The sequence below is a fragment of the Myxococcaceae bacterium JPH2 genome (genome assembly GCA_016458225.1).
In the GTDB taxonomy this organism is placed as follows: domain Bacteria; phylum Myxococcota; class Myxococcia; order Myxococcales; family Myxococcaceae; genus Citreicoccus.
On sequence record JAEMGR010000013.1, the window covers coordinates 219,870 to 240,939 of the forward strand.

General features: G+C 68.3%; 17 protein-coding genes and 5 tRNA genes. 10 read left to right on the forward strand and 12 right to left on the reverse strand.

What is annotated here, in order from left to right; translation table 11 throughout:
• Window positions 1-5 precede the first annotated feature (5 nt).
• The 3 genes from JGU66_21300 to JGU66_21310 form a co-directional block, all read right to left on the reverse strand.
• Window positions 6-1,544: a hypothetical protein gene (locus JGU66_21300; protein ID MBJ6763314.1), complete on the reverse strand. Its 1,539-nt coding sequence runs from the start codon at window positions 1,542-1,544 to the stop codon at window positions 6-8.
• A gap of 87 nt (window positions 1,545-1,631) precedes the next feature.
• Entirely contained in the window at window positions 1,632-3,605 is a 1,974-nt protein-coding gene (locus tag JGU66_21305) for a hypothetical protein (GenBank protein MBJ6763315.1), read from the reverse strand.
• Window positions 3,605-6,085 carry a bifunctional metallophosphatase/5'-nucleotidase gene (locus JGU66_21310; GenBank protein MBJ6763316.1) on the reverse strand — a complete coding sequence of 827 codons (2,481 nt, stop codon included), beginning with the start codon at window positions 6,083-6,085 and terminating at the stop codon, window positions 3,605-3,607. The genes JGU66_21305 and JGU66_21310 overlap by 1 nt, the downstream gene beginning before the upstream one ends.
• Before the next feature lie 136 nt (window positions 6,086-6,221).
• Here JGU66_21310 and JGU66_21315 point away from each other — a divergent pair, with 136 nt between their 5' ends.
• The 7 genes from JGU66_21315 to JGU66_21345 all read left to right on the forward strand — a co-directional run bounded on the left by JGU66_21315 (window position 6,222) and on the right by JGU66_21345 (window position 14,760).
• On the forward strand, window positions 6,222-6,902 hold the full coding sequence (locus JGU66_21315; GenBank protein ID MBJ6763317.1) for an NUDIX hydrolase: 681 nt from the start codon (window positions 6,222-6,224) through the stop codon (window positions 6,900-6,902).
• A 77-nt stretch (window positions 6,903-6,979) separates the two neighbouring features.
• Window positions 6,980-8,437 (forward strand): MFS transporter, encoded by a 1,458-nt coding sequence (locus JGU66_21320; protein MBJ6763318.1) that lies wholly within the window; start codon window positions 6,980-6,982, stop codon window positions 8,435-8,437.
• A gap of 84 nt (window positions 8,438-8,521) precedes the next feature.
• A complete protein-coding gene (locus tag JGU66_21325; protein MBJ6763319.1) occupies window positions 8,522-10,078 on the forward strand; it encodes a hypothetical protein in 1,557 nt (518 codons plus the stop codon).
• 52 nt (window positions 10,079-10,130) lie between these two features.
• On the forward strand, window positions 10,131-10,880 hold the full coding sequence (locus JGU66_21330; protein ID MBJ6763320.1) for a hypothetical protein: 750 nt from the start codon (window positions 10,131-10,133) through the stop codon (window positions 10,878-10,880).
• Between the two features lie 140 nt (window positions 10,881-11,020).
• Window positions 11,021-12,145, forward strand: a complete 1,125-nt coding sequence (pdhA, locus tag JGU66_21335) for a pyruvate dehydrogenase (acetyl-transferring) E1 component subunit alpha (GenBank protein MBJ6763321.1) — start codon at window positions 11,021-11,023, stop codon at window positions 12,143-12,145.
• Between the two features lie 51 nt (window positions 12,146-12,196).
• The gene (locus tag JGU66_21340) at window positions 12,197-13,183 is read left to right on the forward strand and encodes a pyruvate dehydrogenase complex E1 component subunit beta (GenBank protein MBJ6763322.1); all 987 of its coding nucleotides are present in this window, start codon (window positions 12,197-12,199) and stop codon (window positions 13,181-13,183) included.
• Between the two features lie 5 nt (window positions 13,184-13,188).
• On the forward strand, window positions 13,189-14,760 hold the full coding sequence (locus tag JGU66_21345; protein MBJ6763323.1) for a pyruvate dehydrogenase complex dihydrolipoamide acetyltransferase: 1,572 nt from the start codon (window positions 13,189-13,191) through the stop codon (window positions 14,758-14,760).
• A gap of 22 nt (window positions 14,761-14,782) precedes the next feature.
• Here the strand turns inward: JGU66_21345 and JGU66_21350 are convergent, their stop codons facing one another.
• Window positions 14,783-15,001, reverse strand: a complete 219-nt coding sequence (locus JGU66_21350; protein MBJ6763324.1) for a hypothetical protein — start codon at window positions 14,999-15,001, stop codon at window positions 14,783-14,785.
• Between the two features lie 181 nt (window positions 15,002-15,182).
• Between JGU66_21350 and JGU66_21355 the strand changes: the two genes are divergently transcribed.
• Window positions 15,183-15,440 carry a DUF2795 domain-containing protein gene (locus JGU66_21355; GenBank protein MBJ6763325.1) on the forward strand — a complete coding sequence of 86 codons (258 nt, stop codon included), beginning with the start codon at window positions 15,183-15,185 and terminating at the stop codon, window positions 15,438-15,440.
• A 159-nt stretch (window positions 15,441-15,599) separates the two neighbouring features.
• Window positions 15,600-16,757: a response regulator gene (locus tag JGU66_21360; GenBank protein MBJ6763326.1), complete on the forward strand. Its 1,158-nt coding sequence runs from the start codon at window positions 15,600-15,602 to the stop codon at window positions 16,755-16,757.
• Here the strand turns inward: JGU66_21360 and JGU66_21365 are convergent.
• Window positions 16,729-17,316: a hypothetical protein gene (locus JGU66_21365; protein ID MBJ6763327.1), complete on the reverse strand. Its 588-nt coding sequence runs from the start codon at window positions 17,314-17,316 to the stop codon at window positions 16,729-16,731. The genes JGU66_21360 and JGU66_21365 overlap by 29 nt on opposite strands.
• 59 nt (window positions 17,317-17,375) lie before the next feature.
• Here JGU66_21365 and JGU66_21370 point away from each other — a divergent pair, with 59 nt between their 5' ends.
• Window positions 17,376-18,344, forward strand: coding sequence for a response regulator (locus JGU66_21370; protein MBJ6763328.1), 969 nt, complete (start codon window positions 17,376-17,378; stop codon window positions 18,342-18,344).
• A 76-nt stretch (window positions 18,345-18,420) separates the two neighbouring features.
• Here JGU66_21370 and JGU66_21375 read toward each other — a convergent pair.
• The 7 genes from JGU66_21375 to JGU66_21405 all read right to left on the reverse strand — a co-directional run bounded on the left by JGU66_21375 (window position 18,421) and on the right by JGU66_21405 (window position 21,054).
• Window positions 18,421-18,492: transfer RNA gene (locus JGU66_21375), tRNA-Glu, on the reverse strand.
• Window positions 18,493-18,564: 72 nt separating this feature from the next.
• Window positions 18,565-18,636 (reverse strand) — tRNA-Glu (locus JGU66_21380).
• 72 nt (window positions 18,637-18,708) lie between these two features.
• Window positions 18,709-18,780, reverse strand: a tRNA-Glu gene (locus JGU66_21385).
• Window positions 18,781-18,852: 72 nt separating this feature from the next.
• Window positions 18,853-18,924, reverse strand: a tRNA-Glu gene (locus JGU66_21390).
• Window positions 18,925-18,999: 75 nt separating this feature from the next.
• A tRNA-Gln gene (locus tag JGU66_21395) sits at window positions 19,000-19,070 on the reverse strand.
• Between the two features lie 53 nt (window positions 19,071-19,123).
• On the reverse strand, window positions 19,124-19,537 hold the full coding sequence (locus tag JGU66_21400) for a hypothetical protein (protein ID MBJ6763329.1): 414 nt from the start codon (window positions 19,535-19,537) through the stop codon (window positions 19,124-19,126).
• A gap of 77 nt (window positions 19,538-19,614) precedes the next feature.
• Window positions 19,615-21,054 (reverse strand): glutamate--tRNA ligase, encoded by a 1,440-nt coding sequence (locus JGU66_21405; protein ID MBJ6763330.1) that lies wholly within the window; start codon window positions 21,052-21,054, stop codon window positions 19,615-19,617.
• Between the last annotated feature and the right edge of the window lie 16 nt (window positions 21,055-21,070).

Sequence of the window (21,070 nt, forward strand, 5' to 3'; positions counted from 1 at the left end):
AGAGGCTAGAAGCGCGACTGGAGCAGCGTGTTGAAGCCGAGCGCGTGCGGCTTCTCGAAGTTCGGCTGCGCCACGCCCGTGACGTCGTCCTTGAAGGTCGTCCGGTTCGTGTCGTACGTGTAGTAGACCTCGCCGACCGCGGCCACGGACTCAGACAGGTCCCAGCGGAACGTCGCCTTCGCGGAGAAGATGGGCTCCGCCTCGCACGGCTTCGTCTTGTTCTTGTCGCACGTGGTGGGGAGGATGCTCAGCTGGTTCACGTCGCGCACCACCACGGTGCGCGTGCCCGTGAGGCCCGCCGGCGGGTTGTTGCCACCCAACGTCGAGTCCGGGCTGCGGTACGAGGCCGGCTGCTGGACGCCGAGGATGAGGCCCGGCGTCAGGTGCAGCGCGGGCAGGTGGTAGTCCGCGCCCACGGCGACGAACATCTCGGGCTTCAGCTCCGTGCCCTTCGGGAAGTTCTGGAAGGGCGGCAGGCCCGGAACCTCGAACTGGATGAAGGACAGGCTGCGGTACAGGCCGAGCACGTTGAGGCGCAGGAAGTCGAACTTCGCGCGCGCCTGCAGCGCCATGGCCGTGGCGCCCTGCGGCTTCGTGGCGCCGAACTTGTCCGGGTCCTGCAGCGTCTGCGACAGGTAGCTGCCCTCGAGCGACACGGAGTAGGACAGGCCGCCCGGGTACTGCTCCGGCGCGAAGAAGCGCTGGTAGATTTCCGGGTCGTTCTTGTAGAGCTTGAAGTCCACGCTCGTGCCCACGGGGACGCCCACGTGGTAGACGATCTGCGCGGACGCGCCCGTGGCGTTCACCGCCGCCTCGATGCCCTGGTTGGCGAGGCCCGGGACGATGCCCTTCTGGAAGTAGCCCCAGCCGCCCTCGACGCGCAGCGTGTCCAGGATGTCCCAGCCCGCGCCGGCCATCACACCGTAGAGCGTCTCCTGCTCCAGGATGAGGTCGTTGAGCACCAGCGACGTCTTGCCGCCCACGTAGGCGTACCAGCGGTCGCGGGTAATCTGGAGCTTGGCACCGGGCGCGCCCGAGTTCGCCGAGCGGTTGGTGAAGATGCCGCTGCCGCCCCACGAGATGCGGTACGCGTAGCCCAGACGGAAGCGGTCCGCGGACACCGGGAAGCCGGTGAGGCTGATGCCTTCCTTCTCACCCCAGCCTGACGGCGTGTAGTTGAGCCGGATGTAGCTGGAGTTGTCGCGCAGGTCGACGCCACCCGACGGCTTCTCCAGCACCAGCAGCGTCAGCGCCGCCTCGGTGGTCAGCCCCTCGAAGAAGGCCGGCATCCGCTTGTACAACACCAGGTTCGACAGGGTCTCGAAGCCTGAGAACTTGGTGTTGAAGTTGTCGTAGAACTGCGTGTTCTGGTTTCCGGCGCCGAAGCGCGCGGCTGGACTGCTGGGCGTCGTCTCGCCAGCGCCCGCCAGAATGTTGTCATCCGCGAAGACGAACGACAGGCGGGTGTCCACGAAATCACCGGCCCAGGCGGGCGCGGAAAGGCCTGTCAGGCCCATCAGGGCCAGGGTCTGCAGCGTTTTCAATGTCCCTCCACGGACACGGCCCCCGGGAGGGCCGCTCTTCCCTGTACCCCGCGTCAGCGGGGTGCGTTGCTTCTCAAAGATGAATCACTACGGGCACGGCTTGATGGGCCGCGGGCACTGCATGTTCGGGCCGGGGTAGCAGCACAGGTCGTCCTGATCCCGCGGAATCACCGCCCACCGGGGACGCGCCGCGCCGATGTGGCGCAGGTGACCCACGACATCGAAGGAGGCGGCGTGCAGGTAGGCGCACTGCTGCGCGCGGTCGGGATTGGGGTCCGTCTCGCTGCAGTTGGGCACCAGCTCCGGCACCGCGTCCTTGGTGATGAGCAGGATGCGCGAGCGCATGTTGGGCGTCACCTGGCACGTACCGTCGGCGGTGGCCGTCGCGTCGCGGAGGAGGGACGCCATCGTCTCCTCGCTCCCGAGCTTGTACTTGAAGAGCGTGTTCGCCGGGATGAGTGTATCCGCCGCGGTCGCCGTCACGGTGTCTCCGCCGAAGCGCACGCGCGTCGGCTGGCTGCACCAGAGGGTGACGTGGGTATCGGCGTCCAGGCTGCGCGTCAGGCTGGTGGGCGTGGCCTTCACCGCAATCTTCTGGATGCGGGCTGGCACCGACTCGTCCAACCCCGCCGCGGCCGGGCCGGACGGATTCATCTCCACCACGAACTGCGAGAAGCCATCGTAGTTCGACTTCTCCGTGCAGATGGTGTTGGCGTACTGGCCCACGCCAAGGGTGCAGTCGATGAGGCACTGGCGCTCGGCGCCGTCCGGATCCGCCGGGTTGTCACCGAAGCACGTCGTCCACGTGCCGGTGCCGGTGTTGGAGCAGAAGCGGGGCAGCGTGCTGTTGCCGTTACCGTCACAGCTCACGAACTTGGTGGGGAACTTCACGCGCGGCAGCTTCACGAGGGAGGACTCCAGGCTCTCCATCTTGAAGGTCTTGTAGACGTAGCCGCACAGCGCATCGTTCACGGACGGAGACGCGCCGAAGCCACACAGCCGGCCCGAGATGACCGTGGGCGGCACCTGGCTCAGGTACTTGTTCCACTCGGCCTGAGGCAGCAGGCGGACCTTCTCGCGGATGCTCCAGGCGGGGAAGGTGAGCTGCGTGGTCGAGGTGAACTCCTGCACCGAGCCCGACAGCGTCCACAGCAGGTCACCCTGATCCAACCCCTCCGGGAAGGAGTAGTTGTAGATGAACATGCTGTTGAACCGGCCGGGGGTAAAGCCATCCGGCTCGGGCGTGGGGACGGTGTTGCTCGCGATGCTGGTCTCCTTCATCCGGCACGCCGTCATGTCGGTGACGAAGAAGCCGCTGGGGTCGAGCCCCGTGACGAGCAGCGTGACGGGCTTGCCGTTGTTCGGGTCGTCCGGCGCGCAGTTCTGGGTGAGGGCGGGGCCCGCCTCGGGGTTGCGCCCGATGCGCAGGAAGCTGCCCTGGAAGGCGGACTCCTGCTCTCCGGCCTGCGGAATCTGCACCGCGGCGATGGTCGGCTCCTGGAACTGGATGGGCACGGACAGGCCCGTGGCGTAGGTGCGCGTCTCAGGCTCCTTCGGGAGCTGCGAGACGTCGCCCTCGATGCCGCCATCCCAGTACTTCACCTCGGGGGCCTCGTCCGCCACCCACACCCGGACTTCACCGTAGACGTGCGACGCACGCACCTTGCCGGTGCCCTCGCCGTTGGTGAGCTGCGTCCACCGGGTGGTGTAGTCACCGGACAGGTCGCCCGGCACCACGCGGAACGACACGGGGCCGGTGAAGCTGGTGAGCGGCTGGCCCGAGGCGTCCAACGCGACGATTCCCAGCGCGATGTCCACCGGGGCGCTGGGCATGACATAGGCGCAGTCCGCCGTGCCGCGCACTTCCACGGGGACCTTGTCGTCACCGTTGAACCGCGCGCTGCACGAGGTCACCACCGGCAGGACGATGTTCGCGCTGCCGCTGGGCGTGGTGATGCCCTTCACGGTCACCCGGAAGGAGGACACGCCCGAGGGCTGGACGGAGTCCTTCGTGACACAGCCCGTTGCCACCAGGGCCGACAAGAGGAGCAGGCGCTTCATTACTTCACCCTCCGGCCAATGCGGCCGTCATCCAGAGCGTTCGCGAGGGGCATCGCGGTCGGGTTCTCGCAGAAGTTACGCAGCTGCAGCGTCACGTTTCCGCAGGTGGGGTTGTTGCCCGCCAGCACGTCCCGGCACGTGCAACGGCCGGTGTAGGGGCCAGGGGAGGTGGTGCAAGCGGCCTTGGCCAGCTCCACCGTGCTGATGTCCGGCGCGTTGCAGCCCGCGGGGTTGAAGTCGCGGCCCTGGAGCTCGCCGCAGGTGCACGAGCCCACCTTCTTGGCGTTCATGCAGGCCTGCTGGGCCTGCTCCGGCGTCGTGACGTTCTCCGCGCCGCAGCCCTTGGGGTCGAAGCCGCGCTTGAGCAGGTCTCCGCAGGAGCAGCTCCCCACGCGGACGCTCATCTCGTCCTCGAAGTCCTGCATCTCGCGGCAGCTCGCCTTCGTCGCGTCGTCCACGGTCCACACGCCGTTGACCAGCGAGCCGCACGGCTGCGCTCCCGCCACCCCACCGCGCGTCGCGTGGCCGGCGTTGATGTCATCGCACGTGCAGAAGTTCTGCATGTAGCCGATGAGCGAGTCGCGCAGGCTGATGCCCGTCTCCTGGCGCGTGGTGTTGCGCTTGAGCACCGTGAAGCCCGAGCCGCCCTTGGCGATGTAGTCGTTCACCGCGACGCGGTACGTGCCGTTGGGGTCCAGCGGCTTGCCGTTGATCTGGATGTCCGTGGCCGGGTGCGCCCAGCAGCGCGCGCCGTTCACGTCCTCAAGGCACTGCCACGGGGCATGGCCGTCGCGGTTGTCGGCGGGGCACTGGGAGCAGGGGATGCGCAGGTCGTTGAGCTGCACCTGGGCGCAGTCCATGGTGAACTTCGCGCCGGAGATCTGCGCCTGGCTGACGCAGCCTCGCTCCGAGGACCGCTCGGCGACGAAGTCGAACATCTCCTGCATCTCCAGACCGGAGAGGTACATGATGTTGATGGTGTTCTCGAACGGGAACACGTTGAACATCGCCTCCTGGGTCACCACGCCTGCATACAAGTTGTCGCGGATGCCCAGCGAGTTGGTGAGCGCGACCTCCGCCTCCACGCGCTTGCGCTTGCGCATGGAGTCCGCGGCGATGTTGCCCAGCGGCGAGTCACCACCCGTGGAGGTGTTGCGGCGCTGCACGTCCTTGGGGGCGTAGGAGAAGATGGACGTCAGCTGGAGGTTGAAGTCCATGCCCAGGATGTAGGGCACCAGCAGGTCCGTGGTCTCCGCGTCCTCCTTGAGACGGCACTGCTCGATGGCCTCGCGCACGCCGGGAGCCTGGATGAACTTGCCGGCCTCCCAGAAGATGCGCGGGTCGAAGCGGTACTTGCGCATCGCCTCGTTGCACCAGAGCGCGTCCAGGGGGAACACCTGGTAGTCCTCGCTGACCACCTCGGCGCCTTCGCCCTGGCCGAGCACCTCCGGCATCTTCACGACCAGGTCCAGGCGGCCCACGTACTTGGCGAACGCGCCCGAGTGCGACAGGACGACCTTGCGGCCGCTCGGGTCCGCGATGAGCTGGGGCGGGTTGAGCACCACGTGCAGGTGGCCGCCGAGCACCACGTCCAGGCCGCTGACGCCCGGGATGTGCACGCGCACCACCGACTTGGGGTCGCCCTCGGGGCCGAACCACTCCAGCACCGTCCACTTGTCGGTGGGGCGCTCGAGGAAGCTCGTGATCTTCCCGTACTCGTAATAGGCCTCGTAGCCCTGGATGAGGTCCTGGTCCTCGGTGAGGCCCAGGTGGCTGACCACCACCAGGAGGTCCGTCACGGGGCGCAGCAGCTCCACGTAGGCGCGCGCGGCCTCGTTCTGCTCCAGCGGGGTGGCCTGCAGGCTGTTGCCGCCCTCGACGATGGAGTTGAGCGAGGAGATGTTCGCCATGCCGATGACGCCCACGCGCACGCCCTTGATCACCTTGAGGGTGTAGGGCGAGGTGACGAGCTCAGCCTGGTTGTTGTCCAGCTGCTTCCAGTCGTCCCACTTGTAGTTGGCGGCGAGCAGCGGGAAGGTGGCGAAGTCGCGCGCCTTCTGGACGAAGTTGAGCGCGCCCGCGTCGAACTCGTGGTTTCCCACCACGGCCGCGTCCGCGTGCATGCGGGACAGGAAGCGGAACTCCACCTCGCCCGTGTTCACGTTGAAGATGGGGGCGCCCTGGAAGCAGTCTCCTGAGTCCAGGTGCAGGATGCGGTCGCCCTTGGTGCGCTCGCGCTTGAGGATGCCCGCCATGCGCGCCGCGCCGCCGAACGGACCGGCCTCCGGGACGAGTCCCAGGTCCTGGTCCGTCTTCAGGGGCGTGAAGTCGTACGGGATGATGCGGGAGTGGATGTCAGAGGTATGCAGGATGGTCAGGCGCACCTCCTGACCCTCGAGGTGGTAGTCCTGTCCCTCCAACACCGGCATGCACGAGGCGGTGGCCAGGGCGCAGAAAAGGCCGAGCAGTGCGCGACGCATTCGATACGGATCCGTAAGGCGATTTCGGGGGAGTGACCGCTAGAAGACGGCGCAAGGTACGGGATCGTGGGGGCATGGGCAAGCAACGCCGCCATGACACCCCACCACATCGCATCAAAATCGGGAGCAGGCAGACATGCGGCCCAGTAGTTCCAATGTGACTGATATCGAGATCATCGAGGATTTCTCATCCACGGCGCGCTGCGACGAGGGTTTCCTGCGCGTCCGGCGGCTGCGGTGCCGGAACCGGCGCGCGGATGGCTCCTCCTCCCCGGTGTATCGGGTGGACGTGGTGGACCGCCCGCGGCTGGACGCCGTGTCGGTGCTCGTCTACCGGAGGAGTGACGCGGGGGGACTGGAGGTCCTCACCCGGATGAACCTGCGCCCGGCCGCGTATTTCCGCCGGGAGCAGACCGCGTCCATGACAGTCCCCGACGCAGTGAGCTATCTGCGCGTGGAGGAAATCGTCGCGGGACTGCTCGAACCCGAGGACAAGGGGGAGGAGGGGCTGCGACGCCGTGCGTCGGAGGAAGTCCGCGAAGAGGCAGGGTACGCGGTGCGCCCCGAGGACATCCGGCTGCTGGGGGGCGCGTTCTTCCTCGCGCCGGGCATCCTCTCCGAGAAGGTCTTCCCGGCGGCGGTGGACGTCACGGGCGTGCCGGCGGGAGAGCCGGAAGGAGATGGGTCACCTCTAGAGGAGGGGACGCATCTGCGGTGGCGGCCGCTCCAAGAGGTGTTGGAGGCCTGCCGGCGCGGTGACATCGCGGACGCCAAGACCGAGGTGTCCCTCACGCGGCTGCTCGCCATCCTGTCGTGATGTGCGCGCGGGTTTCCGGAGCAAGACAGACGGGGTAGGGTGCGCCCCGCCTTCTCTTCCTTTGACGAGGTTGCTGCATGTCGTCGTTGCCCCCGTGGCTGGCCCAGCTCCTGCCGATCGTCATCCTGCTTGGGGCCATTGCCCTGGTGCTCACGCGGCTGCCCCGCGTGGATTTGGGGCACTCGCCAGCGTTCCTGCGCCGGCGCTTCCTCAACTGGTTTCCGCTGGGGATGACGTACGCGTTCCTCTACATGGGGCGCTACAACGTCAACGTGGCGACGAGCGCCATGGAGAAGCAGACGTCCAACGCGGACTTCGCCACCATCTTCTTCTGGGGGACGCTGGTCTACGGCGTGGCCTTCCTCATCAATGGCCCGCTGACGGACAAGCTGGGCGGGCGCTTCACCATCCTGCTGTCCGCGGGCGGCTCGGCGGTGGCCAACATCCTCATGGGCGCGGTGGTGTACGCGGTGGTCGATCGCGGCTGGGCGCCGCCGGGCGGCGTGGTGGCGTGGCTGTCCGCGCTCTACGCGGTCAACATGTACTTCCAGAGCTTTGGCGCCGTCTCCATCGTCAAGGTGAACGCCTCGTGGTTCCACGTGCGCGAGCGCGGGCAGCTGGGCGGCGTGTTCGGCATCCTCATCTCCCTGGGCCTGTACTTCGCGTTCGACTGGTGCAAGTTCATCGCGAACGCGGCGCCGGTGTACTGGGTGTTCTACGTGCCGGCCGCGCTGCTCGTGGCGTTCGTCGTGCTCGACAGCTTCATCATCCGCGACACGCCCAGCCAGGCGGGGTTCACGGACTTCGACACGGCGGATGCCTCCAGCGGTGACACCGGCCCCTCGCTGGGCGTGATCGCCCTCTTCAAGCGGATGCTCAGCAACCGCATCATCCTCGTCATCCTCGGCGTGGAGTTCTGCAGCGGCTTCCTGCGCAACGCGGTGATGCAGTGGTACCCCAAGTACGCCAAGGCGGTGGGCGTGGGCGGCGAGTTCGTCGCGTCCAACTGGGGCATGCTCTCGTGCGTGGCTGGCATCCTCGGCGGCATGTTCGCGGGGGTCATCAGCGACCGGGTGTTCGACTCTCGCCGAGGGCCCGTGTCCGCGGTGCTCTATGGCGGGCTGCTCGCGGGCGCGGTGGCGACGGTGTTCCTGCTCGGCACCACGGGCACGGGATGGGCGGTGGTGTTCATGTCCCTGTGCGTCATCGGCGTGCACGGCATGCTGTCCGGCACGGCCACCATGGACTTCGGCGGCAAGAAGAACGCGGGCGTGGTGGTGGGCATCATCGACGGCGCGGTGTACGCCGGCACGGCCATCCACGCGCTTGTCTACGGGGCCATCCTCCCCACGGGCGCGGACATGAAGGTCGCGGCCAATTGGATGCCCTGGCCCGTGGCCATGCTGCCCCTGGCGGTGGTGGGGCTGGTGCTGGCCACGCGCGTGTGGAACGCGAAGCCTCAGCCTCGGTCGGTGCCCCAACTATCTCCCGCGCCGGCCGCGGGGGCTCCGGGCCGAACTGGCACCGAGGGCTGAAGTCCGCGTGGTGTCGAGGACGTCCCCCGGCCTCGGGGGACAGGTGGCTCACCATGTGACAGCCGCGTGACGTACAGTGGCGGCGTGTCCCAGGTCCCCGAAGCACTCATCAGCCGGTTCGACGTCCATGACCGGAAGCAGTTCGAGATCAAGCTCGAGTACCAGCCGGCGGGGACGGACGAGACCCGGTATCTGGTGGAGTCGTATCTCTTCCTGCCGTCGAGTCTGAACATCGACGCGGAGACGTACCCGCGCGCGGACTTCTACGCGGACATCCACAACTACGTGCGCTTCAAGACGCCGGTGATGGGGCTGGCGGAGCTGCTGACGTCGGATGGCTCGCCGCTCGTGTGGCTGGAGGCGTGGCTGCGCACGGGGCTGGGCACCGAGGTGGACGTCGTCTACCACGCCAAGCTGTTCTCCTGCGTGCTGCGCGGAGCGCTGCGGCGGTTCGCCACCACGGTGGAGTCGCGCTGCGATGGGAAGGACGTCGAGTCCGCGCGCACCGAGTTGGAAGAGGTGGTGCTCGTCGCGGGTGACGGCATGGCCCGCGTGCTGGAGCGCTTCCGCACCTGGCTGCGCTCCGTGGGCGAGCTGCGGCTGACGGAGAAGACGCGCGCGTCGCTGCGGCTGGTGGACGAGTACGTGAGCCTGCTGGTGGAGCAGTTCTTCCGCCGCGCGGTGGCGGACATGGGCGCGCTGCCGCGGTCGAGTCAGTGGCTGACCTTGCGCAAGGGCTTGATGGACGCGGTGCTGCGCGAGGAGTCGTACCGCAAGGAGCACCGGCTGCGCAGCGTCCTCAGTCCCACGGGGGACAACGAGGAGTACATGCAGCGGCTGGGTTTCCTGAAGAAGTTCTGCATGAACGTCCTGTTCCTGTCCGCGCGTCGCAAGCAGAAGCGGCAGGGCTGGGAGGAGGTCCTCTTCGCGCTCGCGGCGGGCGTGGCCATGGCGTTCGCCACCGCGGTGGCCTTCTGGGCGCAGGTGCGCTTCACGCAGGCCAGCCTCAACTTCTTCCTCATCGCCGTCGTCGGCTACATGATGAAGGACCGCATCAAGGAAGGGCTGCGCCGCATCTTCAGTCGCTTCGCCGCGACGCATCTCTACGATCGCACCACGGACCTGGTGGATCCGGTGACGGCGCGGACCATTGGCACGTGCGAGGAGCGCGTGGACTACGGCGGCGCGGTGAAGGTGCCGCCGCAGGTGACGGCGCTGCGGCTGCACGACGACTTCACCACCGTGTCGCAGGGCGAGCTGTCGGAGATGGTCATCCGCTACCAGAAGCGCATCGTGCTGGATGCGCGCCTGCTGCCGCGCACCGAGCGGGGCCTCACGGGGGTGACGGACATCCTGCGCCTCAACGTGGAGCGCTTCCTGCGGGACATGGACGAGCCGGAGTTCGCGCTCGAGTACGTGGACCTGGAGGACTTCTCCGTGGGCCGCATCCGGGGCGCCAAGCGCTACGCGGTGGACCTGGTGTTCCGCTTCACGGTGGAGGAGGCCGGGGGCCGCAAGGAGTCCTCGCAGGTCGTGCGCCTGGTGCTGGACCGCAATGGCATCCAGCGCATGCAGACGTATCCGTCGCCCGCCACGCCCGAAGCGTCCGCCGGGCCCGGGGCCTGTCAGCCGGCCGCCTGACGGGCACTTTCGGTGTCGAGCCCGTGACGCGCGCATGTATCTTCCGGCGCTCATGGCAGACGACGACTTCAAGAAGCGCGTGCGCGACGACTGGCGCGACTCCCTCCGGGCCATCCTCGAGCACGCTCGCTCACTGAGCAGCCAGGCGGTGCTCGCGTTCGACCTGGACTCCACCCTCTTCGACAACCGGCCGCGTCAGGCGCGCATCCTGCGCGAGTACGGCGCCGCGCGCGGGCTCGCCGCGCTCACCACCTGCGCGCCCCACCACTGGGACACCGGCTGGGACATGCGCGCCGCCATGCGCGCGTGCGGCCTGGGTGACGCGGACATCGAGGCGCACTTCAGCGACGCGCGTCACTTCTGGCAGGAGCGCTTCTTCACCAGCGCCTACTGCGCGGACGACGAGGCCATCGACGGCGCGGCGGAGTTCACCCACGCCGTCGTGCGCACGGGCGCGCAGCTCGCCTATGTCACCGGCCGCCACGAGGGCATGCGCGAGGGCACCGTGGCGTGCATGACCCGTTGCGGGTTGGTGACACCCGCCGAGGCGCGAGGCATCCACCTGATGATGAAGCCCACGCTCCAGGAGGACGACGACGCGTTCAAGCGCGAGGCGCACGCGCGCCTGGGCCGAATGGGCACCGTGGTGGCCGCGTTCGACAACGAGCCCACGCACGCCAATGACTACCGGCGCAAGTTCCCCAACGCCTTGGTCATCCATCTGGCCACCGACCACTCGGGCAGGCCCGTGACGCTGTTGGATGGCATCGTGTCCGTGCCTCATTTCGCGCTCGGCGCGTGACGCACCGCGCCTGAATGACAGTCGCGGTGCGGCGAGGTTCTGAAAGGCTTTGAAGTCCCAGGTCCGCGCGCTATGAGGCGCTCGGCGTTTGCCGTCCAGAGCCCTCAAGGTGCGGACGGCCCAGACGGAGGCATGCCGCGGTGGCCAGCGCGTACTCGAAAGAGCAGCTGTTGACGATGTACCGGAAGATGTACCTTCTCCGCCGCTTCGAGGAGCGCGCGGGCCAGCAGTACGGCCTGGGGAAGATTGCCGGCTTCTGTCACCTCTACATCGGTCAGGAGGCGGTGGCGGTGGGCGCCAACGAAGCCATCCGACCGGATGACTACATGCTGTCCGCCTACCGTGACCACGGCCAGCCGCTGGCGCGTGGCAGCGACGCGGGCATGGTGATGGCGGAGCTGTTCGGCCGCGGCACCGGCTACAGCAAGGGCAAGGGCGGCTCGATGCACATCTTCGACATCGAGCACAATTTCTACGGTGGCTACGGCATCGTGGGCGGGCAGATTCCGCTGGCGGCCGGCATGGCCTTCGCCAGCCGCTACCGCAACGAGGACCGCGTCACGGTGTGCTTCTTCGGGGACGCGGCGGCCAACCAGGGCGCCTTCCACGAGACGCTCAACATGGCGGCCAAGTGGAAGCTGCCGGTCATCTACATCTGCGAGAACAACCGCTACGGCATGGGCACGGCCATCGCGCGCACGTCCGCGGTGCCGGAGATCCACAAGCGCGCGAGCGCCTACGGCATCCGCGGCGAGGCCGTGGACGGCATGGACGTGCTGAAGATGTACGAAGCGGTGAAGGACGCCGCCGCGTACTGCCGCGCGGGCAACGGCCCCGTGCTGCTCGAGGCGAACACGTACCGCTTCCGCGGTCACTCCATGGCGGATCCGGCCAACTACCGGACCAAGCAGGAGGTGGAGGACGAGCGGAAGAATGATCCGCTGCCCAAGCTGCGCGCGTACATCGTCGCGCAGAAGCTGGCGAAGGATGCGGACTTCGAGGCCATCGAGGAGGCGGAGAAGGCGGTGGTGGACGCGGCCGTGAAGTTCGCGGACGAGTCGCCCGAGCCGAGCCTGGACGAGCTGTGGCGCGACACCATCGTGGAGCCGGGGGAGCAGGACGTCCGCCCGCGTGAGCGCGTGCTGGGCGTCAAGGTCACCCAGTGGCCCTCGTACCCGAGCGGCCAGGAGCTCAAGGTGACGTGGGACCTCGAGCCGCGCGAGCAGGCCGAGCAGGCGGACCGGAAGGCCGGGCTGATTCGCTAGCGCCCGCGGACTTCCAAGCACAACCCTTTCGAGTTCGAGTCGGAGCCGACGATGCCCGAGTTGATGTATCGCGAGGCCCTGAACCAGGCCCTCGCCGAGGAGATGGAGCGCGACGCCAATGTCTTCCTGATCGGGGAAGAGGTGGGTCGCTACAACGGCGCCTTCAAGGTGTCGCAGGGATTGCTGGACCGGTTCGGGAGCGCGCGCATCATCGACGCGCCCATCTCCGAGCTGGGCTTCGCCGGCATGAGCGCGGGCGCCGCCATGGTGGGCCTGCGGCCGGTGGTGGAGATGATGACCTGGAACTTCGCCATCCTGGCGATGGACCAGATCGTCAACAACGCCGCGAAGCTGCGGCACATGAGCGGTGGCCAGCTGCGCTGCCCCATCGTGTTCCGCGGTCCGGGTGGCGCGGGCGGCCGGCTCTCCAGCCAGCACAGCCAGGCGCTGGAGGCCAACTACGCCCACTTCCCGGGCCTCAAGGTGATTGCGCCGGCCACCCCGGCGGACGCCAAGGGCCTGCTCAAGTCGGCCATCCGGGACGAGAACCCGGTCATCATGTTCGAGGGCGAGCGCCTGTACGCCGTCAAGGGCGAGGTGCCCGAGGGCGAGCACATCGTCCCCATCGGCAAGGCGGACGTGAAGCGTGAGGGCACCGACGTCACGCTCATCACGTGGAGCCGCATGTATTACTTCTGCATGGAGGCGGCCGAGGCGCTGGCGAAGGAGGGCATCAGCGTGGAGGTGCTCGACCTGCGCACGCTGCGCCCGCTGGACGAGGAGGCCATCCTCGCGAGCGTGCGCAAGACGAACCGCGCCGTCATCTGCGAGGAGGGCTGGGCCCTCGCCGGCATCGGAGCGTCCGTGGTGGACCTCATCCAGTCGAAGGCGTTCGACGACCTGGATGCGCCCGTCGCGCGCGTGACGGGGCTCGACGTGAACATGTCCTATGCGGCGAACCTGGAGAACGCGACCCAGCCGGACGCGCCCAAGATCATCGCGGCCGTGAAGAAGGTCCTGTACCGCGAGGGAGCCTGACGCTCATGGCCACACCCATCCAGATGCCCAGCCTGTCCCCGACCATGAAGGAGGGGAAGATCGTCAAGTGGCTGAAGAAGGTGGGAGACAAGATCTCCTCCGGCGACGCGATCGCCGAGGTCGAGACCGACAAGTCCAACCTCGAGATCGAAGCCTACGACGACGGCGTGCTCCAGCAGATCGTCGTGGGCGAGGGCGAGATGGCCACCGTGGGCGCGCCCATCGCGTACCTCGGTGCCAAGGGTGAGAAGGTCGCGGCCCCGAGCGCCGCGCCCGCTCCCGCCAAGCCCGCGGCTCCCGCTCCTGTCGCCGCCGCTCCTGTGTCCGCGCCTGCTGCCTCCACCGAGGGCATCACGGTGCTCATGCCCTCGCTCTCCCCGACCATGAAGGAAGGGAAGATCGTCAAGTGGCTGAAGAAGGTGGGTGACAAGGTCTCCTCCGGCGACGCGCTGGCCGAGGTGGAGACGGACAAGTCCAACCTGGAGATCGAGGCGTACGACGACGGCACGCTCTCTCGCATCGTCGTGGGCGAGGGCGAGATGGCCGTCGTGGGCGCGCCCATCGCGTACCTGGCGGGCAAGGGCGCCCCCGTGGCCGCGTCGGCGCCGAAGCCGGCCGCGGCTGCTCCGAGCGCGGCACCGGTCCAGGCTGTTGCTGCCTCGGCTCCGAAGCCGGTGGCGGCTCCGGCCTCCACGGGTGGGCGCGTGCGCGCCAGCCCGCTGGCGAAGCGCATGGCCCAGGACCGCGGGCTCGACCTGTCGCGCGTCCGGGGCTCGGGTCCGCTCGGGCGCGTGGTGAAGCGCGACATCGAGCAGGCGCTGACGCAGGGCACGGCCCAGGCCGCCGCCCCCGCCGCGAAGAAGCCCGCCGCGCAGGCGACGCGGGCCGTGGGTGCGCGTCCCGAGCCTGTGGCGATGCCCATCTCCACCATGCGCAAGGTCATCAGCCAGCGCCTGGGAGACGTGAAGCCCGGCGTGCCGCACTTCTATCTCACCATCGAGGTGGAGATGGACGCGGCGGCCAAGGTCCGTGAGGACGCCAAGGCCATCGACGTCAAGGTGTCCGTCAACGACATCATCGTGAAGGCGGCGGCCATCGCGCTGCGCCGCTCTCCGAAGATCAACGTCTCGCTGGCGGGAGATCAGATCCTCCAGTACGGCACGGCGGACGTGGGCATCGCGGTGGCCATCGAGGACGGCCTCATCACCCCCGTCATCCGTGACGCGGACCTGAAGGGCCTCCAGGCCATCTCGGCCGAGTCCCGCGACCTGGCCGAGCGCGCTCGCAAGAAGGCGCTGAAGCCGGAGGAGTACAGCGGCGGCTCGCTCACGGTGAGCAACCTGGGCATGTTCGGCATCGACCAGTTCATCGCCGTCATCAACCCGCCCCAGTCGGCCATCCTCGCGGTGGGCGCGGTGGCGGACAAGGTGGTGGTGCGCGACGGTCAGATGGTGATCCGCAAGATGATGACGGTGACGCTCTCGGGCGACCACCGCGTCATCGACGGTGCCACCGGTGCCGAGTACCTGCGCGAGCTGAAGGGCCTGCTCGAGCACCCGACGCGGCTGCTGTTCTAGCCGTGCCTGCGGCCGCCGCGTGTTACTGACGCGGCGGCTCGCTCTCTTCCTCCAGCTCTCGCTGGGCCTGGGTGACGCGGGCCTGCTCCTCGCGCTTCGTGCCGGTGGGCAGGTCCTCCTCATGCTCGTGGGAGCGGCACCGGATGCCAGGCCAGGGCTCGGGCCGCGTGGCCTCCACGTGCTCGATTCTCTCCGCGTATCCGTTTTCACTTCCCGCCGCGTCCCGTCGCTGCTCCGCCATGGCGTGTCTCCTTCCAGACAGCCTCCGAGGGGTGTCCGTGGTTGTACGGTGGGCTGCCCCGAGGGAGCCGGTAACCCGGGGACGTAGGGGGCTCGTCTCCCTGGTTGCCCGACAAGCGCTGAAAAAAGGCCGGCAGGCCGGCGCTTTCGCTGCTTAACTTCACCTCCAAATGAACGACGACATGTCACGCGAGCGGCTCGGCGGCACAGGCGCGCCGGAGCCGGAGTCTCGCGTCGGAAGCGCTCCCTCCCTCGCTTCCTCGCTGAAAGAGGCCCTGTCCGGCGCGGTCTTCCCGCTCACCGCGGAAGAGCTGGCCTGGGTGGCCCGAGAGAACGAAGCCCCCGCTCCATTGCTCACCCGACTGGGCGCGCTGCCGCGCGGTCGCTTCGAGTCGGTGGAGGCCGTGGCGCGCGCGCTGGAGCACGCCGCCACACCCTGACGGGGTGGAGTGCCCGCCGCGTCGGCACCGTCGTCCCAGTCGTGTCATCGAACGGGGAGTGGGTGCGACACGCCCCGGGCGCGATGTCTGAGGGACGCGTTATTCTGGGCTCGACCAGCCTGACTTCCGGATATGGGAGCCACGGTCTGGAGGAGCACCATGAACGCCTCGGAACTGCCTGCCGTGCTGTACGTGGACGACGACGCCCTCAACTTGAGGGTGTTCGACGCCAACTTCGGGCAGCGCTTCCGCATCTTCCGTTGCTCGTCTCCCAATGAAGCGCTCGCACTGCTGGAGCAGCGGCGCGGCGAGATTGGGGTGGTCCTCTCCGACCAGCGCATGCCGGGAATGAGCGGCGTGGAGCTGCTGGAGCGTGCGCGCACGATTGCACCGGACGCCAAGCGCATGCTCGTCACGGCGTACGCGGACATGCAGGCCGTCATCGACGCGGTGAACCGCGGCCAGGTGACGCGCTACTTCGTGAAGCCGTGGGACCGGGCGGAGCTGCTCGCCGCGCTGGAGGACGCGCTCAAGATTGCGCGACTGGAGCTGCGCATCCGCGAGGTGGAAGGGCGGATGATGAAGTCCGAGCGTTTGGCGACGCTGGGCCAGGTGACGGCGGGCATCGCGCACGAGTTGATGGGGCCGGTGGGCTACCTCACGCAGAACGTGGCGTCGCTGCAGCGGGACATGGAGCGGGTGGTGCAGTACGTGTCGCGCCACCTCGCGGAGGATCCAGACCCCGAGGTGTCCTCCACCGTCGAGGACCTGCCCTCGCTGATCAAGGACCTCTCGGAGGGCGCCGACCACCTGCGCGGCGTGGCCCTGGGCCTGCGTGCCCAGGCGCGAGGCGAGGACCTGGAGGCGACCGCGGACGTCTCGGAAGTGGTGTCCTTCGCGGTGAAGCTCGCGCGCGCCGAGGTGCGAGACCGCGCGCGGCTGACGAGCAGCGGCGAGCCCGTGCGCATCGTCTTCGGCCCGGTGAAGCTGTGCCAGGTGCTGCTCAACCTCATCGTCAACGCCGCGCAGGCCATGGAGGGCACGGGCCGGCCGGGGCGCATCGAAGTGCGCTGGACGGTGCGCGCGGAGGACGTCGTCCTGTCCGTCGTGGACAACGGCTGCGGCATCCCCGGCGAGCTGCAGGAGCGCGTCTTCCAGCCGCTCTTCACCACCAAGCCTGTCGGCGTGGGCACGGGCCTGGGCCTCTCCATCTGCCGCGAGCTGGTGGCCCAGTTCGGCGGAGCGCTGCGGCTGGCCTCCACTCCCGGCGAGGGTACGGAGATAGAACTCACCCTCCGGCGAGCCCCGCTCCCCTGAGCCCGAAGGCGTTGTGCAGCATGCGCCACACGCGGTGCAGCGCCTCGGCCTCCGCGGGGCGCGCGTGCTGCACGAGCACCGCGCTCCGGGGACGCGCCTCGGGGCCGTACTCCACGACGAGCGCGTAGCCTCGCCCGGAGCGCTCGACGATGCGCACGGCGCGCACGTCATCGAAGGCCACGGTCTCGGCTCGCGTGCCGCCCGGTGCCCACGTGAGCGTCTCCAGCCGCAGCGTCTCCGTGCGGAAGTGCAGCACGAAGCGCCGCCGGCCCAGGCGTGACTCCAGCTGGAGCGCGAAGCCCAGGAGCGCCGCGGCCAGCACCGCGAGCGCCAGGGCCCCCAGTCCGGGCAGACTCTGCCCCCGCACGAACTGCGTGAGGGCGCCCAGCGTGCAGCCCGCTGCCAGCGCCACGCAGAAGGCGGGCAGCAGGTGGACCCACGGCGCGGGACGCGCCTCACCCACCAGACGCGCTTCGTCGTAGCGCAGGGTGACGTCCCCGACCGTGCGGGGCACCCGGTTGTCCCGGAGCGCATCCTCGAAGCTCACGCCGCCCAGCATAGCGGACCCATGCAGTCTCACCCTCGAAGTTGGACCTGAGCTGTGCGATCCTCGAATTCATGGAACTCCCGTTCGAGACCGGTGAGGGCGAAGGCGGTGGGGGAGGGACGCTCGCCTCGACGGTCATGGTGGTGGACGACGAGCCGGTGGTGCTCGACATCTGCTCGCGCCTGTTGGAGCGCGAGACGGACCTCGTCGTGGTGTTGGCGGGCAGCGCCGAGGAGGCGATGTCCATTCTGAAGGAGCAGCGTGTCGACGTTCTGGTGACGGACAAGAACCTGCCCGGGCTGGGCGGCGTGGAGCTCATCGCGGAGTCGCGGCGGCTGCAGCCCGCGCTGGAGGCGGTGATGATCACCGGCTACGCGAGCAGCGAGTCCGTCATCGCCGCGTTCGCCGCGGGCGCGAGCGACTACATCCTCAAGCCCTTCGATGACCTGCGGGTGCTCCGCGCCAAGGTGCGCGCGGCCCTGGAGCGGCGCGTCCAAGGCGTGCGCACGCGCGACGAGGCTCGGGAGGTGGCTCGGCAGGCGGCGATGCTGCTGCAAGCCGGCCGCGACGCGCCCGAGCCCGCGCACGCCGCGCTCGAGGCCGAGCTGCGCGCCTACGAGGACGCGGTGCGCACCGGCCAGCGGGGCCACGTGGCGGTGGTGGGAAGCGAGCACGCCGTGTCGCTCCTCCAGGCCGCGGGCTTCGAGGCGGTGGGCCTGCCGCCGTACTCGCCGCAGCTCTCGGGCGCGGACGTCGTGGTGGTGGAGACGGGGGATCCGCAGTGGCGCGCGCAGGCGGAGCGGCTCCACAACCAGCCTCCGGACGTCCTGCTGCTCGCGGGCGCGGACGCGGACCTGAATGATCTGCTGGAGGCCATCACCCTGCGCATGGACCTGGTGGGCTTTGGCTCCGGAGACCAAGGCGCTCGGGTTCTGCCCGAGAAGGTCCGCATGCTCCTGCTGCGCCGAGGCATCCAGCACGCGCAGGAGCGGCTCGGCCGGGCGCTGGAGGCCTTCCGCCAGAGCATCCCCGCGCGCTGACGCGGGGGCAGGGCGGGCAGGAGCCCAAAACGAACAGGGCCCCGAGGTTTCCCTCGGAGCCCTGTGTTTTTTCGAGTGACCCTGCCGGGATTCGAACCCGAGTTTGTGCCGTGAGAGGGCACCGTCCTAACCGCTAGACGACAGGGCCGATGAACTGGCCTTCCAACAAAAAAGGCCCCCAGATTCCTCTAGAGGCCTTCTTTCGCTCACGAACGGCGAGTGACCCTGCCGGGATTCGAACCCGAGTTTGTGCCGTGAGAGGGCACCGTCCTAACCGCTAGACGACAGGGCCGATGAACTGGCCTTCCAACAAAAAAGGCCCCCAGATTCCTCTAGAGGCCTTCTTTCGCTCACGAACGGCGAGTGACCCTGCCGGGATTCGAACCCGAGTTTGTGCCGTGAGAGGGCACCGTCCTAACCGCTAGACGACAGGGCCGATGAACTGGCCTTCCAACAAAAAAGGCCCCCAGATTCCTCTAGAGGCCTTCTTTCGCTCACGAACGGCGAGTGACCCTGCCGGGATTCGAACCCGAGTTTGTGCCGTGAGAGGGCACCGTCCTAACCGCTAGACGACAGGGCCGTTACGTTTGCAACACGCTCCGACTTCGAGCGCTTCCTACCGTCTCCACCTTCATGCGTCAATCGGAGACTTGAGCTGGGGAACTAGGATTCGAACCTAGATAAGCAGAGTCAGAGTCTGCTGTCCTGCCGTTAGACGATTCCCCAAGGACTGCGGCGGCGCTTCTACTACCAACTGAACTGCCGAACTTCAACTACTTCTACTTCGTTTTTCGTCCCGGCTTCGACTCCGGCTTCTTCACCGGCTTCGGGGCCTGCTGCAGCGGCACCACGTAGATGCGAACCTCTTCATTGTTCGCCTCGTAAATATTCAGCCCCTCGAAGTTCTTCCCCGTGGGGTTGCTGATGTGGACCGCCTTCACGCCCGGCTGGTTGACGATGGACTTCCGAGGGTAGCTGGAAGCCGGATACACCGACTTGTAGTAATCCAGCGTCGCCTCGAAGTCGCGTGGCGCCCGGTACCGATTCTCCCCGACCTTCTGGGAGCCGTCCGGAAGTTGAGCGCCGCTGACCACCTCGGCTCCCGCCACCGTCACCCAGAGGGCCAACAGCACCCCCCCGAGCGGGCGCGCTTTATAGGAATGCCGTCGCAGGGTGTCAAGCCGTCGCATCATTGGTCGCGAAGATAGGCGCCGGGCGGGCGCGCGTCCACCGGCTTCACGCGCCCGCTGACTGAAGAATGCGCTCAGGCTCAGGCGGTGCGCGCCAGGGCCGAGTCGATGCGACGCAGGGCCTCGTCGCGGCCCACGAGCATCAGCGTCTCGCCGATGCCCGGGCTCGTCGTGTTGCCGGTGACGGCCACGCGCAGCGGCTGGGCGACCTTGCCCATGCCCACGGCCGCCTGCTCACTCACGGCCTTCACGACGGCGTCCACCGCGTCGGTGCTCCACGCGGGCAGGGCAGCGAGCTGCTCCTTCACCTGGGCCAGCAGCTTGAGCGAGTCCCCGGTGAGGTGCTTGGCCGCGGCCTTCTCGTCCAGGGTGACGCCCGAGCGGAAGTAGATGGTCGCGGTGGTGGCCATCTCCTCCAGCGTCCGAGCGCGCTCGCGCAGGGCCAGCACCAGCGGCTCCAGGCGCGCGTCGCCCTTCGCCGAGATGCCCTTGGCCTCGAGGAAGGGCACGAGCCGCTCCGCGACGGTGGCCGGCGGCAGGAGCTTGAACCACTGCTGGTTCAGCCACAGGAGCTTCTCCGGGTTCCACACGCCCGAGGTGCTGCCCACGTCCGCGAAGTCGAACCACTCGAGCATCTGCTCGCGCGAGATGACCTCGTCGTTGCCGTGGCCCCAGCCCAGCCGGATGACGAAGTTGAGCAGCGCCTCCGGCATGATGCCGTTGCGCTTGTGCAGCATCACGTCCGCCTCGGGGTGCTTGCGCTTGGAGAGCTTCTCGCGATCCGGGCCGAGGATGAGCGGCAGGTGCGCGAACTCCGGCGGAGTCCACCCCAGCGCCTGGTACAGCATGAGCTGCGGGAAGGTGCTGTTGACGTGCTCCTGGCCGCGCGACACCAGGGTGATGTCCATCAGGTGATCATCGATGACGCAGCCGAAGTTGTAGAGCGGGATGCCGTCCGCGCGGAGCATGACCCAGTCATCCAGGTCCGAGTACGGCTTGGTGATGACGCCCAGCACCTTGTCGTCGAACGACACGGTGCCCTCCTCGCGGGGCATCTTGAAGCGAATCACCGCGTCCTCGACGCGACGGCCCGCGGGCGGGGCCTTCAGCTCGCGGCACGTGCCCTCGTACTTGTACGCGCGCTTCTCTTTCTCGGCCGCCGCTCGGCGCGCCTCCAGGTCCTCGCGGGTGCAGTAGCACCGGAAGGCCTTGCCCTCGGCGATGAGGCGCTCGGAGTGGGTGCGGTACGTGTCCAGCCGCTGCGTCTGGAAATAGGGACCGTACTTGCCCTCCTTGCCCGGGCCCTCGTCCCACTCCAATCCCAGCCACTTCAGTCCATCCAGGATGGCTTGCACCGACTCCGGGGTGGACCGCTCCTGATCCGTATCCTCCATGCGCAGCATGAAGTTGCCGCCGAAGCGGCGCGCGTAGAGGTAGTTGAAGAGGGCCGTCCGGGCGCCTCCGATGTGGAGGTATCCAGTAGGGGACGGGGCAAAGCGGACACGGGGAGCTTGGGCCATAGGCAAGCGCGCGGGA